The sequence below is a fragment of the Ferrimonas futtsuensis DSM 18154 genome (assembly GCF_000422645.1).
Taxonomy (GTDB): Bacteria; Pseudomonadota; Gammaproteobacteria; order Enterobacterales; family Shewanellaceae; genus Ferrimonas; species Ferrimonas futtsuensis.
This window is the reverse complement of record NZ_AUGL01000027.1, coordinates 13,555-27,922: the sequence shown is the minus strand read 5'-3', so window position 1 is coordinate 27,922 and position 14,368 is coordinate 13,555. Positions and strand designations below refer to the sequence as shown.

The 14,368-nt window shown below is 58.9% G+C and carries 11 protein-coding genes and 6 tRNA genes; 3 read left to right on the top strand and 14 right to left on the bottom strand.

What is annotated here, in order from left to right:
- Positions 1-11 precede the first annotated feature (11 nt).
- Both miaB and G505_RS0115975 read right to left on the bottom strand, forming a co-directional pair.
- On the bottom strand, positions 12-1,442 hold the full coding sequence (gene miaB / locus G505_RS0115980) for a tRNA (N6-isopentenyl adenosine(37)-C2)-methylthiotransferase MiaB (protein WP_028110467.1): 1,431 nt from the start codon (positions 1,440-1,442) through the stop codon (positions 12-14).
- A gap of 93 nt (positions 1,443-1,535) precedes the next feature.
- The gene (locus tag G505_RS0115975; protein WP_157509249.1) at positions 1,536-1,826 is read right to left on the bottom strand and encodes a hypothetical protein; all 291 of its coding nucleotides are present in this window, start codon (positions 1,824-1,826) and stop codon (positions 1,536-1,538) included.
- A gap of 180 nt (positions 1,827-2,006) precedes the next feature.
- Here G505_RS0115975 and G505_RS0115970 point away from each other — a divergent pair, with 180 nt between their 5' ends.
- Together G505_RS0115970 and G505_RS0115965 are read left to right on the top strand one after the other, a co-directional pair.
- On the top strand, positions 2,007-3,173 hold the full coding sequence (locus G505_RS0115970; protein WP_028110465.1) for an FAD-dependent oxidoreductase: 1,167 nt from the start codon (positions 2,007-2,009) through the stop codon (positions 3,171-3,173).
- A gap of 2 nt (positions 3,174-3,175) precedes the next feature.
- Positions 3,176-5,236 carry an FUSC family protein gene (locus tag G505_RS0115965; RefSeq protein ID WP_028110464.1) on the top strand — a complete coding sequence of 687 codons (2,061 nt, stop codon included), beginning with the start codon at positions 3,176-3,178 and terminating at the stop codon, positions 5,234-5,236.
- A 324-nt stretch (positions 5,237-5,560) separates the two neighbouring features.
- Here G505_RS0115965 and G505_RS0115960 read toward each other — a convergent pair.
- From G505_RS0115960 to lolB, 12 genes are all read right to left on the bottom strand, one after another.
- Positions 5,561-5,635 (bottom strand) — tRNA-Gln (locus tag G505_RS0115960).
- 122 nt (positions 5,636-5,757) lie between these two features.
- Positions 5,758-5,832, bottom strand: a tRNA-Gln gene (locus G505_RS0115955).
- Positions 5,833-5,843: 11 nt separating this feature from the next.
- Positions 5,844-5,928: transfer RNA gene (locus tag G505_RS0115950), tRNA-Leu, on the bottom strand.
- Between the two features lie 33 nt (positions 5,929-5,961).
- Positions 5,962-6,038 (bottom strand) — tRNA-Met (locus tag G505_RS0115945).
- An 8-nt stretch (positions 6,039-6,046) separates the two neighbouring features.
- Positions 6,047-6,121 (bottom strand) — tRNA-Gln (locus tag G505_RS0115940).
- Between the two features lie 51 nt (positions 6,122-6,172).
- Positions 6,173-6,249 (bottom strand) — tRNA-Met (locus tag G505_RS0115935).
- A gap of 269 nt (positions 6,250-6,518) precedes the next feature.
- The gene (ychF, locus tag G505_RS0115930; protein WP_028110463.1) at positions 6,519-7,610 is read right to left on the bottom strand and encodes a redox-regulated ATPase YchF; all 1,092 of its coding nucleotides are present in this window, start codon (positions 7,608-7,610) and stop codon (positions 6,519-6,521) included.
- A 24-nt stretch (positions 7,611-7,634) separates the two neighbouring features.
- Complete coding sequence (gene pth, locus G505_RS0115925) at positions 7,635-8,231, bottom strand: aminoacyl-tRNA hydrolase (RefSeq protein WP_028110462.1); 597 nt, start codon at positions 8,229-8,231, stop codon at positions 7,635-7,637.
- Positions 8,232-8,448: 217 nt separating this feature from the next.
- Positions 8,449-10,188 (bottom strand): bifunctional UDP-sugar hydrolase/5'-nucleotidase UshA, encoded by a 1,740-nt coding sequence (ushA, locus tag G505_RS21785; RefSeq protein ID WP_051216336.1) that lies wholly within the window; start codon positions 10,186-10,188, stop codon positions 8,449-8,451.
- A 298-nt stretch (positions 10,189-10,486) separates the two neighbouring features.
- Entirely contained in the window at positions 10,487-11,434 is a 948-nt protein-coding gene (locus G505_RS0115915; protein WP_028110461.1) for a ribose-phosphate pyrophosphokinase, read from the bottom strand.
- A 59-nt stretch (positions 11,435-11,493) separates the two neighbouring features.
- Entirely contained in the window at positions 11,494-12,345 is an 852-nt protein-coding gene (gene ispE / locus G505_RS0115910) for a 4-(cytidine 5'-diphospho)-2-C-methyl-D-erythritol kinase (protein WP_028110460.1), read from the bottom strand.
- Positions 12,345-12,944, bottom strand: coding sequence for a lipoprotein insertase outer membrane protein LolB (gene lolB, locus G505_RS0115905; RefSeq protein WP_028110459.1), 600 nt, complete (start codon positions 12,942-12,944; stop codon positions 12,345-12,347). Before lolB ends, ispE begins: the two co-directional genes overlap by 1 nt.
- Positions 12,945-13,089: 145 nt before the next feature.
- On the opposite strand from lolB, the gene hemA reads away from it, so the two are divergent.
- The gene (gene hemA, locus G505_RS0115900) at positions 13,090-14,340 is read left to right on the top strand and encodes a glutamyl-tRNA reductase (protein ID WP_028110458.1); all 1,251 of its coding nucleotides are present in this window, start codon (positions 13,090-13,092) and stop codon (positions 14,338-14,340) included.
- Positions 14,341-14,368: the final 28 nt, after the last annotated feature.

Below are 14,368 nucleotides of genomic sequence, written 5' to 3'. Positions count from 1 at the left end.
CCGGTCTCCGATTACGGCTGAAAAGTGGCAACGCCCAGCTCGTCTGGTTCGCCGGCGGGGCGCTTGGCGAGAATCTCAGAAGGGCGCAACTGACGGCGCAGATCCATCTGATCCTCGGTCCTTACCACTATACCACGTAATGAGTTGGGCATAACCTCGGTGATCTCCACATCGACGAAGCTGCCGATCATCTCGGGGGCGCCTTCGAAGTTTACGGTGCGGTTGTTCTCGGTCTTGCCGCGAAGCTCCATCACATTCTTCTTGGAGGTGCCCTCCACCAGGATGCGCTGAACGGTGCCCAGCATGCGACGGCTGTACTGCATCGCCTGCTGATTGACCCGCTCCTGCAGGATGTAGAGACGTTGCTTCTTGGTCTCTTCGGTCACGTCATCGGGCAGATCCGCCGCCGGCGTGCCGGGGCGGGGGCTGTAGATGAAGGAGAAGCTCTGGTCGAAGTCGATCTCCTGGATCAGTTTCATGGTCTGCTCGAAGTCGTCGTCGGTCTCGTTGGGGAAACCTACGATGAAATCGGAACTGATGTGGATCTCCGGGCGCACCTTGCGCAGACGACGGATGATCGATTTGAACTCCAGCGCGGTGTGGTTGCGTTTCATCTGGGTCAGGATGCGGTCGGAGCCGCTCTGGACCGGCAGGTGCAGAAAGTCCACCAGCTCCGGTACATCGGCGTAGGCGTCGATGATGTCCTGGGTGAACTCCACCGGATGGCTGGTGGTATAGCGCAGGCGGTCGATGCCGTCGATGGCGGCCACATAGCGCAGCAGATCCGCAAAACTGCAGATCTCACCGTCATGGGTGGCACCGCGGTAAGCATTGACGTTCTGGCCCAGCAGGTTGATCTCACGCACTCCCTGCTCCGCCAGTTGGGCAATCTCGTAGAGGACGTCGTCCAGGGGACGGCTCACCTCTTCACCCCGGGTGTAGGGCACCACACAGAAGCTGCAGTACTTGTTGCACCCTTCCATGATGGAGACGAAGGCGGTGGCACCCTCGGCGCGGGGCTCAGGCAGACGGTCAAACTTCTCGATTTCAGGGAAGGAAACATCCACCACACCGTGTTCACCCTGCTGGATGCGGGTGATCATCTCCGGCAGGCGATGCAGAGTCTGGGGGCCAAAGACGATGTCCACGAAGGCGGCGCGCTCGCGAATGGCGTCCCCCTCCTGGGAGGCCACACAGCCGCCAACGCCAATCACCAGGTTGGGGTTCGCTTCCTTGAGAGGCTTCCAGCGACCCAGCTGATGGAACACCTTCTCCTGCGCCTTCTCACGGATGGAACAGGTGTTCAGAAGGAGCACGTCGGCTTGTGCCGCGTCCTCGGTCAGGGAGTAGTTGCCAAAGGATTCGAGCAGACCCGCCATCTTGTCGGAGTCATACTCATTCATCTGGCAACCCCAGGTTTTAATGTGCAGTTTTTTGCTCATCAAACTGTGCCGCTCGTATTACCTAATGAAAAAATAGCGGGCTATTCTAAACCCGAAAACTCCATCTGGCTAGTTGCTGCACAGTGTTAACCATCATTGGGGGCTTAGGGTTTGAGGCCCGGCAGTGGCTTTTATGGGCGCCGAGCGCTGGGTATCTGTTTCTTCTGCTTGGGCAAACTGTTCGCTTAGCTCCAGTCCACTGGCCATCAGGGCCTGGCGAGACTGCGCCAGAATATCGTCTTTGAGTTGCTCCTCCATTTCAAACTGGGCCTGGGCCACGATCGGCAGGGGGGCATACACCTCCATGGTGTAATCGGCTCTCGGGGCGGCCGTTAACAGCAGGGGGGCCAGGGCAAACATCAGCATTGTCGTTGGGGCCTTCATAACTCACCTCACAGGTCCAGAGTGGCTTTCGCAAGCTAAGTGTAGGAGCTGCTCTGAAGCTGCCAGGGAAGGGTTGTAAAGGAGTGTGTGGAATGGCCGGGAAACACACACTCAGTTACAGCCGGTAAGAATTGGTCATGATATGATGGCCCCATCTTCGTTGGAGCCCGGAAGGATGGGATGGAGCAGAGCGATATTTTGATTGCCGGTGGCGGCATGGTGGGAGCGGCCAGTGCCCTGGCCCTGGCGGACCTGGGCCTGGAGGTCACTCTGTTTGAAGCCCGGGAGCCGGCTGATTATAACGCCGAGCAGCCCATGGACCTTCGCGTCAGTGCCATCAGTCAGGCATCGGAGCGACTGCTTGAGAGCCTGGGAGGCTGGGCCGGTGTGGAGAGCATGCGCAGTGCCCCCTATCGGACCCTGGAAACCTGGGAGTGGCAAGGGGGCCGCATCTGTTTCGACGCCGATGAGCTTGGGCTGTCCCATCTGGGTCATATTGTTGAAAATCGCATTCTGCAACTCTCTTTGTGGCAGGCGGTGCGTCGTCACAGCCGCATCCGCCTGATCACCGGCGTCCGTCCAGAGCGTTTCTGGCAGGATGATCAGGGCGCCTGGCTGGAGGCCGATGGCACCTTCTACCAGGGGCAGTTGCTGCTGGGGTGCGACGGTGCCCAGTCCCAGGTGCGTCGCCAGGCGGGGATCGGGGTCAGCGGCTGGAACTACCGTCAGCACTGTCTGGCCATCAATATCCGCACCCAGGAGCCTCAGCAACAGGGCACCTGGCAGGAGTTTACCCCGACCGGCCCCAGGGCTCTGTTGCCCCTGGCGGGCAATCACGCTTCCCTGGTGTGGTATGACGCCCCGCAGACGGTTGCCGAGCTTAAGCGTCTGAGTCCTTCCGAGCTCAAACGCGCCATCGTTGCCGCCTTCCCCGATCGCCTGGGGGAGTTTGAGATTGAGCAACTGGCCAGCTTTCCCCTGACCCGGCAGCATGCCAAGGCCTACTTCAAGGGACGCATGGTGCTGCTGGGCGACGCGGCCCACACCATCAACCCCCTGGCAGGACAGGGCGTCAATCTGGGCTTCAAGGATGTGGCGGTGCTGGCTGAAGTGCTGCGTGAGGCGATGGAGCGGGATGAGCCCATTCACGGCGAGTCTGTCCTCAAGCGCTACCAGCGTCGCCGTCACCCGGACAACCTGGCGATGCAATCGGCCATGGATGCCTTCTACCTGATGTTCAGCAACGACCACCTGCCTCTGAAACTGGTGCGAAATCTTGGGCTGACTCTGGCGGAACACTCTGGCCCCATCAAGCGTAAGGTGATGCAGTACGCCATGGGTCTGTAATAGTGCTGCTCTCCTTTCGGCGCTGGTGGTTCAACGGTCACATCAATCTGGCGCTGCGTCTCAGCACGGCGGTCATGCTGTGGCTGGCCCTGGCCTGGACCCTGGACCTGTTTTTGCTGGGGCTGCTGTCGCTGCTGGCCCTGCCCTGCGTATTTATCTCCGGCATAGATCAACCCTCTCCGGGCTGGGGCAAGCGTCTGGCCTGGTCCATCCCCCTGCTCGGTGGCGTGGCCTGGGTGTTTGGCGCCCTGGGCGCCTGGTGGCCTCCTTCGCTGGTACCGGCCCTGCTGCTGGCCGGCGTGCTGCTGACTACCCTGTCCGCCTTTGGTGAGTTGTCGGGCAGGACCGGGCTTGCCGCGCTGGTGATGGCGGCCATGTCCCAGGTCTCGGCCGGGGTGATCCCGGCCTGGCAGTTTGCCCTAGGCACTACTTTGGCGGCCCTGTGGGTGGTGCTGTTTTCCGACTGGTGGTTTCGTGCCCAGAGGGAGTATCCGCTGCGCCAGGCGTTGGCCCTGAGCTATCGACGGCTGGCGGTGATCCTGGCCAGCCGGCTACGTTGGTTGGAGGACCCCTCTCTGGGGGCCCGATTCGATCTGCCGCTGGCTGAGCAGCTGGCCCTGGTTCGGCGCTATGTGGCGGTGGCCAAATCCCGACAGCGGCTGACGCCGGAGCTGTATCAGGCGTTTGTGGCGGCGGTGGACCTGCAGGAGAGATTGCAGGCGATCCCCAACCCCGAACTCAGTCGTGCCCTGTTTGCCCAGCCAGGGGTATTGCCCGCCTATCGCCTGTGGGTGGCGGTGACCAGCCGGCGCCTGCGCCAGGTGGCGGACCACCTGGTGACGGTCCACCCCCTGGGGGAGGACCCGAGACTGGCGGATGTGGAGCAGCAGTTGCTGACCGCCCTGACCCCGCTGCAGCGAGGCCGTTTCGCTAGCATTGCGCCCTATTTTGTCTCCAACGCGAGGCGGATAAGCCGTCTGGCCCAGAGGGTGGCGCCGCTCTACCGCCGGCCGATGATAGGTCAGGAGCCGGTCATGGATCACTGGCAACGCTGGCGGCAGCACCTGAACTGGTCCTCGCCCATCTTCCGCGGCGCGGTGCGCCAGGGACTGCTGCTGGCGATGACCATGGGGATCATCCAGTACTTTCATCTGGACAAGGGGTATTGGGCACTGCTCTCCGTCCTGCTGGTGGTCCGGGGTGGCATCGTCGATACCCGTCAGCGGGCCTGGCAGAGGATCTGGGGTACCCTGGTGGGGCTGGGGCTGGCGGCCAGCGCGCTGTCGCTGGGATTGACCGGCAACTGGGCCCTGGCTCTGGGGTTGGTACTGGTGCCGCCTACCCTCTCGCTGATCCCTGTGCACCACGGCTACTCCTGCACCCTGGGCACCATCATTCTGATCATGGTGTTCGAGTACATCGCCGGACAGGGGATGAGCGTGATGCCTTTGCGCCTGCTGGAAACCGTTATTGGCTGTGCTGTGGTGCTGCTGGGGTACCGATATCTCTGGCCGCAGTGGCAGGGTGGCCGCCAGGCTGAGCTGAGGCGACAGGCAATTGGACGGTTGAATCACTATCTGTTGCTGGTGTTGTCGGTATTTGAGGGGAAGGAGGCCACCTCTCTGTCTCTGGCACGGGCTCGCCGCTATACCTATGAGCAGGGGGTGGCCCTGACCAGCAGCTTCGAACAGATGCGTCAGGAGCCCAGTTACAGTCGTCACCGTGATTCGGCAGAGCTGATTCGGCTCTATAAGGAGACGCAGTCCCATCTCAATGCCCTGGCTCCCGCGGCGCGGCGTGGTATCCAGCTGACTGAGGAGCAGTCTCAGACTGCCCACCGGGTGCTTACCGGGGCGGTGGCTGCCCTGAATCAGGCGCTGGAGGGGCAGGGCAGTGGCCAGTGGCCCGAGTCTGTCGAGCAGGAGCGACAGCGGTTGTACCGACTGGTGGAGGAGGGCAGAGTCGACAGGACCGGCTTTGTGCTCTATCAGCTCAATCTGATTGCCGAACGCTACCAGCAGATGCTGGCCATTGCCGCCAGGCCAGCACCGGATAAACAGTAGAGGCGGCCCGCACAGACGCGGACCTTTGTTGTTGGGAGCAAACGCCGGAACAAGAAAAGCCTGCTCGAAAGCAGGCTTTTTCTTTTTATGGCTGGGCTACCCGGTTCGGACCTGAGGGTAGATGCCGGGATCAAAAAAACCAGCACTCGGCTGGTTCTTTGAAAGATGGCTGGGCTACCCGGTTCGGACCTGGGGCTGACGCCGGGATCAAAAAAGCCCGCTCGAAAGCAGGCTTTTTCTTTTTTATGGCTGGGCTACCCGGTTCGGACCTGGGGGTAGACGCCGGGATCAAAAAAACCAGCACTCGGCTGGTTCTTTGAAAGATGGCTGGGCTACCAGGATTCGAACCTGGGAATGGCGGGATCAAAACCCGCTGCCTTACCGCTTGGCGATAGCCCAACAAATTGTTAAATGGGTGCCAGATGCAGCCACTTGAAAGATGGCTGGGCTACCAGGATTTGCGAACCTGGGCGCCGACGCCGGGAGTAAAACCCGTTGTCTCTAACCATCTCATCATAAAATGGCTGGGCTACCAGGATTCGAACCTGGGAATGGCGGGATCAAAACCCGCTGCCTTACCGCTTGGCGATAGCCCAACTGAATTAAATGGTGCGGGAGGAGAGACTTGAACTCTCACACCTTGCGATACCAGAACCTAAATCTGGCGCGTCTACCAATTCCGCCACTCCCGCACAGGAGTTATGTCGTTGCGGGCAACGAAATAATGGTGGCTATGGCGGGACTTGAACCTGCGACCCCAGCATTATGAGTGCTGTGCTCTAACCAGCTGAGCTACATAGCCACGAAAAATGGCTGGGCTACCAGGATTCGAACCTGGGAATGGCGGGATCAAAACCCGCTGCCTTACCGCTTGGCGATAGCCCAACAGATGAAAACAAACGTTAAGAGAAGTCTCTATCCATCTCGAAAAGGAGATGGTAGCTACGGCGGGACTTGAACCTGCGACCCCAGCATTATGAGTGCTGTGCTCTAACCAGCTGAGCTACGTAGCCATCGTTTTGTTTTCTCTCCCCATCGTGGGAAGCGGGGCGTATTATGCGTAGAACCGTGGATTGGGTCAACCGCTTTTTTCCACGGATTTGGGCCCAGAAGCATCGTTCGACTGCAAAATGACCGATTCGGTTTTCCCCTGGTCGAGTTGCGAATGCTCCTTAACCAGGGGCGCCACCGAATCAGAGGGAAAGTGTAGCCGAGGATGGCCGGAAAAAAGAAACGCCCCGCTGCTGCGGGGCGTTCAGAGTGTCCTTGTCAGACGGGGGGGTTAGACGTTAAACAGGAAGTGGATAACGTCGCCATCTTTAACAATGTAGTCTTTACCTTCGGAGCGTTTTTTACCGGCTTCCTTGGCGGCGTTTTCGCCCCCCAGTTCGACGTAGTCGTCGTAGGCGATCACCTCGGCGCGGATGTAACCACGCTCGAAATCGGTGTGAATTTTACCGGCAGCCTGAGGGCCGGTGGCACCCACGGGGATGGTCCAGGCGCGCACCTCTTTCACACCGGCGGTGAAGTAGGTTTGCAGATCCAGCAGTTCGTAGCCGGAACGAATGACTCGGTTCAGGCCGGGCTCTTCGATGCCCAGATCCGCCATGAACTCGTCACGCTCTTCGTCATCCAGCTCGGCGATCTCCGATTCGATTTCGGCGCATACTGCAACCACCACGGCATTCTCTTTGGCGGCGATTTCACGTACCTGATCCAGGTAGGGGTTGTTCTCGAAACCGTCATCATTGACGTTGGCGATGTACATGGTGGGCTTGAGCGTCAGCAGACCCATGTAGTCGATCGCCTTTCTCTCATTGGTGTCCAGCTCTACGGAGCGAGCCATGCCGCCCTCTTCCAGAATTGGCTTGACCTTGTCCAGTACGGTGATTTCGAACTTGGCGTCCTTGTCACCGCCCTTGGCGCGTTTGCCCAGACGCAGCAGGGCGCGCTCTACGGCGTCCAGATCGGCCAGGGCCAGCTCGGTGTTGATCACCTCGATGTCGGCACCCGGGTCCACGCCGCCGGCCACGTGAACGATGTTGTCGTTCTCGAAGCAGCGTACCACGTGACCGATGGCATCGGTTTCACGAATGTTGGCCAGGAATTTGTTGCCCAGGCCTTCACCGGTGGAGGCCCCCTTTACCAGGCCGGCGATGTCCACAAACTCCATGGTGGTGGGCAGCACCCGCTGGGGGTTGACGATCTGCGCCAGGGCATCCAGACGGCTGTCTGGCACGGGCACCACGCCGGTGTTCGGCTCGATGGTGCAGAAGGGGAAGTTGGCCGCTTCGATACCGGCTTTGGTCAGTGCATTGAAGAGGGTGGACTTGCCCACGTTAGGCAGGCCGACGATTCCGCATTTAAAACCCATGATGGAAAACCTTTCTGTTTACGTTCAGGCCGGCTCGGCCTTGAATGTATGGAGTCGATTCATTGCTTTGGTGATGCCGTCTTTGAGCAGGATGTCGATGCAGCGGGACGCTTCGTCCACGGCTTCATCAATGGCACGCTGCTCGGCAGCGGGCGCTTTGCCCAATACGTAACCACTCACTCTGTTTCTATCGCCCGGGTGGCCGATGCCGATACGCAGGCGGTAGAACTCTTTGTTGTTGCCCAGTTTGCTGATGGTGTCTTTCAGGCCATTGTGACCGCCGTGGCCGCCGCCTTTTTTCAGACGGGCAACGCCGGGGGGAAGGTCCAGCTCATCGTGAACCACCAGGATCTGCTCCGGAGTCAGGCCATAGAAGTTGGCCATGGCACCGACAGCTTTGCCGGAGAGGTTCATAAAGGTGGTGGGGATCAGCAGGCGCAGATCGGCACTTCCCTGTTGAATTCGACCTGTGAGTCCAAAGAACTTGCTCTCCGCCTTGAGGTTGACACCGTGCATGCGGGCCAGCTCCTCCACCAGCCAGGCGCCGGCATTGTGACGGGTATTGCTGTATTCCGGCCCTGGGTTGGCCAGGCCGACGATCAACTTAATGTCGTTACTCACTGTCTTTTGGACTCTTTTAACTAATAAACCTTGGGAGCTGCCTGAGAAAGGGAGATGAACCCTTCCACCTTCAGTCGATGACCCTGCCGGGGACCGGCCTGGGGGCAAAGGCAGCGCAGTGTACCACTTTGACCCCGGTGTTCTCAATTTATCGCCACAGGCAACAAAAAAGGCGGCTCGAGGAGCCGCCTTAATCGGTGCGAGTTAAACGCTGAGGTTAGTCAGCTGCTGGAGCCGCGCCACAACCGCCGGTGTAACCGCTTTCGTTGTTGACGTACTCAACTTCGCCCTGAGGCTCGTAGTCGGCCCAGCTCAGCGGGGAGTTGGTTTCAACGTAGTTTCTCAGGATGTCTGCGTCCACCAGGCCGGTGTTGATCACGTCGATCACTGGGTAGCCGTCACCGCCAGCGGCGCTGAAGTCCGGGATGGAGAAGGTGTACTCCTTGCCGGCATCGAAGTTCTCACCGTTGATCTTGGCGATCTCTACGGTCTTCTCACCGCAGTCTACGGTCATTTCGATGTTGCTGAAGTGGGCGTAACCGCCATTCTTACCGGCGCCCTCGATGGTGGCCAGAGAGGCCAGGTAGGTAGTCAGCTCGCTGCCGCTCATGGCGGCGCGGGATACCACGTTGCCGAAGGGCTGGACGGTCAGTACGTGACGGTAGCTGATGTCACCGGCGGCGATGTCGGCGCGGATACCGCCACCGTTCATGATGCCGAAGTCAGCGTTGATTTGAGGATGGGTGCGCTGCGCAGAGATCAGCAGCTGACCAATGGCCGCCTGACGGGCACGGACCACGTCGCGGTCACCGCCGACGAAGGTCTGGTCGGTAGAGCCGATAACCACATCCAGCTGAGCCTGGCCGGCTTCCTGGTAGGGGCGCAGGGTCTCTTTTACGAAGGAGTCAGGCTTGATCTCTTCAGCCACGCGAACCACGTTGCCCTGCTCGTCCTTGACTACGCGCCAGCCGTCGTACTGGGCCAGGTTAACAGGCATCAGCTTGTAGCTGGTCAGGTGCAGTTCGCCGCCGTAGTATTCGAAGTCGGCACGACCAACGTACTTGCCCCACTCGTGGGCCTGCATGATCCAGGTGCCATTCTGCTGATCTGGCTTGCAGTCGCTGCCGGGAGCAAAATCAGCGTCGTAGCTGTTGCCATCGGCGCTCATGCATACCGGGTTCTGAGAGTGACCACCGATTACCGCAGCCAGTTGACCCTCTTCCATGGCGCGAGCCAAGGCGACGTCACCCGGGGCGTTGGAGGCGTGGTCGCCATTGGCGTAGTGACCCATGTGGGTGGTGGCGAACACCAGGTCGGCGCTCTTGTTCTCTTCGATCTCGGCGATAACCTTCTTCAGTTCCTCTTTGGGATCGGTGAAGGTCAGCTCAGAGATGTAGTTGGGGTTACCGATCTTCACGGTATCTTCGGTGGTCAGGCCCACCACGGCGATGCGCAGTTCACCCAGGGTAAAGATCTTGTAGGGCTGGAAGTAGCGCTCACCATCGGCGTCATAGATGTTGGCAGCCAGCATGGGGAAGTCAGCCCAGTCACGCTGATTTTCCAGTACATCCAGAGGGTTATCGAATTCATGGTTACCCACGGCCATGGCGTCGTAACCGATCATGTTCATGCCGATGAAATCGGGTTTGGCGTCTTGAAGATCGGACTCTGGTACACCGGTGTTGATGTCGCCGCCGGACAGCAGCAGCGAATACCCGCCATCTTTTTCCACTTCGTCGCGGATCTGGTCGACCAGGGTCTTACGGGCAGCCATGCCGTACTCGCCGTAGCCGTTTTCCCAGAAACGACCGTGGTTGTCGTTGGTGTGAAGGATGGTGAATTTGGTGCAGTTGTCGGCGCCGCAGACTTCGGGAGCCGGCTTGTCGTTGTCGGAGTCAGAACAGGCAGACAGGGCTGCCAGCAGGGAGACCGCGATCAGGGATTTTTGCAATTTCATCATACTGGATACTCGATTGATTTATTTTATGAGTTTTCCGCCACCTTGGCTGGTGGGAAGGTATCACTAATGGCATTCGCGCTTGGGTGATCAAGATCACACTCGCAAGAATTCCGAAACACTAATGTATCATTACAGTAATGTGACAATCAGTCGCACTTGTTGTTGAACTGAATTACTTGGCGAAATGTGCGCATAAGATCGCAGGGTGAAAGGTAATTAAATAATATTTTTGTAGAAACAATAAAAAAGGCGTTCCTGAAGAACGCCTTTGTCGGATTAGAAATTTGTGAGCAGATTAATGCTCGAACATCGCGGAGATGGACTCTTCGTTGCTGACGCGACGGATCGCTTCGGCCATCACGGAGGACATGGTCAACTGAGTCACCTTACCGGTGGCACGCATCTCTTCGGTCAGAGGAATGGTGTCGGTGACGATCACTTCGTCGATCACGGAGTTGGTGATGTTCTGCGGGGCGTTGCCGGAGAAAACTGGGTGGGTGGCGTAAGCGAATACGCGACGGGCACCACGCTCTTTCAGGGCTTCGGCAGCCTTACACAGGGTGCCGCCGGTGTCGATCATGTCATCGACGATGATGCAGTCACGATCCTGAACGTCACCGATGATGTGCATCACCTGAGACACGTTGGCGCGGGGGCGACGCTTATCGATGATGGCCAGGTCGGAGTCGTCCAGCAGCTTGGCAACGGCGCGGGCGCGAACTACGCCACCGATGTCCGGGGAAACCACTACGGGGTTGTCCAGGTTCTTGGCGCGCATATCTTCCAGCAGCACTGGGCTGCCGAATACGTTGTCCACAGGAACGTCGAAGAAACCCTGAATCTGCTCAGCGTGCAGGTCACAGGTCAGCACGCGGTCAACACCCACGCTGGAGAGGAAGTCGGCGACGACCTTGGCGGTGATTGGCACACGGGCAGAGCGAACACGACGGTCCTGACGGGCGTAGCCGAAGTAGGGGATCACAGCAGTGATTCGGCCAGCTGAGGCGCGGCGCAGGGCATCCACCATCACCACCAGCTCCATCAGGTTGTCGTTGGTAGGGGCGCAGGTGGACTGAATAATGAAGACATCAGCACCACGAACGTTCTCGTTGATCTGGACGCTGATTTCGCCATCGGAGAAACGACCTACGTCGGCCTCGCCCAGGGAGCAGTAGAGACGGTTGGCAATACGCTGGGCCAGTTCAGGAGTCGCGTTGCCGGCAAAGAGCTTGATGTCGGGCACAGTATTAACCTCAGGCTAGGCTTATTTTGTTTTGGGTGTGGAGTCGCCGGTTGCTGCTCTTACAGGGGCTGTTGGCACCGTCCCATCAAGGGGGAGCGGTTGCAGCCACGAGCAACGAACCCTTGCCACTCATTGGGCAGATCGGCATAGGCGTTCAGCGCCTCCTCCTGGGTGGAAAAGGTGCCAAAAACACAGCTGCCGGTGCCGGTCATTTGAGACGGCGCGTATTGTATCAACCAGCCCAAGGCGTTTGCAACTTGACCATGGCTTTGCAACACCACGGGGGTGCAGTCATTGTGCCATTGGCTGGGACGGCACTCCGGCTGGGCCAATTTCGGGGTGTCCCGGGTCAGGCTGGGGTGGCCGAAAATCTCGGCGGTGGAGATCTCCACGCCGGGGGCGATCACCAGGTACCAGGGCTCTTCAACCTCAACCGGGCGCAACTTCTCGCCGACGCCGTCGGCAATGGCGGCGCGGCCTCGGACAAACACCGGGACATCGGCACCCAGTCCCAGTCCCAGATTTGCCAGGGTATCTTCATCAAGATTCAGCCCCCACAGAGCGTTCAATGCCACCAGGGTGGTGGCCGCGTCTGAGGAGCCTCCTCCCAGTCCGCCGCCCATGGGCAGGCGCTTCTCCAGCGTTATCCGGGCGCCCAGGGTACAGCCGGTGTGTTTCTGCAGCAGACGGGCTGCCCGAACAATCAGGTTGTCTTCATCGGCCACCCCTTCGATGGCCGGAGTCAGAGTGACCTCCGGGGTCTCGGTGATGGTGAAATGCAGGGTGTCGCCGAAATCCAGAATCTGGAACAGGGTCTGCAACTCATGGTAGCCATCGTCCCGACGACCGTTGATGTGAAGGAAGAGGTTGAGTTTGGCGGGGGCGGGCCAGTTACGGCTTGTGCTTGGCATTACCTTGGAAGCTCCGGTTGCCAGTCAGAAAGCGCCAATTTTAACCTGTTGTCCCCCTGGCGCAAGCTGACCATTCTGGGGATGCGATAACCCTCAATTTGTTGCCAACCTTGATATTTCATCTGCCAGGGCGGTTGATTGGGATCCAATATCAGCGTGACCTGAGACGGCCAGCCATTGTCATCCAGCAGGGTTTGCCCCTCATCTTGTGATCCCTGCCCAAGAATCCAACGAGAAAGATCAGTCAGGGGAACTGCCCAGCCAGTTAGGCGTCCTAACAGCTCAGAAGCGTTGTTGCCTGAATAGGTTTTGTCCTGGTAACGGATCTTGGCCCCATTTTCCGAAGCCTGTAGGGTGATCAGGGTTGAGCCAAACAGGTTGGTCAGTCTAAGATCGTCGCGGTTGCCGTTATGCTGCCAGTGAAGATTGACGGAAAGTCGCTCTTCCGGTTGGATAATGGCCAGCTTTCCCTTGAGTTGCCAACGGGTTAAATCTGATGGTGAGGCGGAGTCCCTGGATGCAGGGGGAGCGGTGGCACAGCCGGACAACCACATTAAAAATAAGAGTATGAAATAAGGGTGAGATCGGCGTTTAAGCATAAATTACCTGTTTTGTGCACTGTACCACAATCAGCAACATAACCATTGTTTAGAGTCGACAACCGTCTTTCAAGGTTGCGCTTTTGCGCATAGAATTGCGCAAATCTCGACCCATGTTCAAATTTCGGGTTTAAGCTGGAGAACCATGACGTTAGTAGCAATTGGGATCAACCACAAGACCGCCAGTGTCTCTCTGCGGGAGAAACTGGCATTTGGACCGGACATCCTGGGCGATGCCCTCAAGAGCGTGTCCAGGCTGACGCCGACTGGCGAAGCGGTGATCCTGTCTACCTGCAACCGCACCGAACTCTACATCAACCGTGCAGACAGCCAAGCCCTGGTGGACTGGCTGGTGGAGTACCACAACCTGCCCGAAGATGAGGTGCGAGCCAGCCTCTATCTTCACGAAAACCAGGCGGCGGTCAAACACCTGTTGCGTGTTTCTGCCGGGCTGGACTCCCTGGTGTTGGGAGAACCTCAGATTCTGGGACAGATCAAGCAGGCGTTTGGCAACGCCCAGCAACACGGTACCGTGTCCCACACCTTGGACCGCATGTTCCAGCACACCTTCAAGGTGGCCAAGAAGATCCGCACCGAAACCGAGATCGGCTCGTCGGCGGTCTCCGTAGCCTTCGCCGCGGTGAACCTGGCCAAGCACATCTTCGATGACCTGTCCAAGTCCAACGTACTGCTGGTCGGGGCCGGTGAGACCATCGAATTGGTGGCCCGTCACCTCAAAGAGGCGGGTGTGACCACCATGACGGTGGCCAACCGCACCGTCAGCCGTGCTGAAGGGATGGCGGAGGAGTTTGGCGCCAGGGTCGTTACCCTGCCTCAGATCCCCGAGTGCCTGCCCCAGGCGGACATCGTCATCTCCTCCACCGCGTCACCACTGCCGATCCTGGGCAAGGGGATGGTGGAAAACGCCCTGAAGCAGCGCCGTCAGCAGCCGATGCTGCTGGTGGACATCGCGGTGCCTCGCGACATCGAGGCCGAGGTGGGAGAGCTGGAAAATGCCTACCTGTACACTGTGGATGACCTGCAGGGAATCGTTCAGAAGAACATGGAATCCCGCCTCGAGGCCGCCGAGCAGGCCGAGGTGATCGCCGATCAGCAGTCCGAAGAGTTTATGGACTGGCTGCGCAGCCTGGATTCCATCGATACCCTGAAACAGTTCCGGGATCAGAGTCTGGCCACCAAGGATGAGGTGCTTGAGCGCTCCCTGGCCAAGCTGAAATCCGGGGCCTCTGCGGAGCAGGTGTTGAGTGAGTTGGCCAACAAACTGACCAACAGATTGATCCACTCTCCAACCCAGGCCCTGTCCCAGGCCGCACGTTCCGGCGACCTGAATTCCCTAGACCTCTTGCGTAAGGCCCTTGGCATCAACGACAATTAGCGCCAGCGTTATTTGTTAAAGTTGAAAA

Excerpts from the sequence above, each read along its gene's own strand:
- miaB (WP_028110467.1), bottom strand. The coding sequence starts at position 1,442 with ATGAGCAAAAAACTGCACATTAAAACCTGGGGTTGCCAGATGAATGAG.
- G505_RS0115975 (WP_157509249.1), bottom strand. The coding sequence starts at position 1,826 with ATGAAGGCCCCAACGACAATGCTGATGTTTGCCCTGGCCCCCCTGCTG.
- G505_RS0115970 (WP_028110465.1), top strand. The coding sequence starts at position 2,007 with ATGGAGCAGAGCGATATTTTGATTGCCGGTGGCGGCATGGTGGGAGCG.
- ychF (WP_028110463.1), bottom strand. The coding sequence starts at position 7,610 with ATGGGTTTTAAATGCGGAATCGTCGGCCTGCCTAACGTGGGCAAGTCC.
- ushA (WP_051216336.1), bottom strand. The coding sequence starts at position 10,188 with ATGAAATTGCAAAAATCCCTGATCGCGGTCTCCCTGCTGGCAGCCCTG.
- ispE (WP_028110460.1), bottom strand. The coding sequence starts at position 12,345 with ATGCCAAGCACAAGCCGTAACTGGCCCGCCCCCGCCAAACTCAACCTC.
- lolB (WP_028110459.1), bottom strand. The coding sequence starts at position 12,944 with ATGCTTAAACGCCGATCTCACCCTTATTTCATACTCTTATTTTTAATG.
- hemA (WP_028110458.1), top strand. The coding sequence starts at position 13,090 with ATGACGTTAGTAGCAATTGGGATCAACCACAAGACCGCCAGTGTCTCT.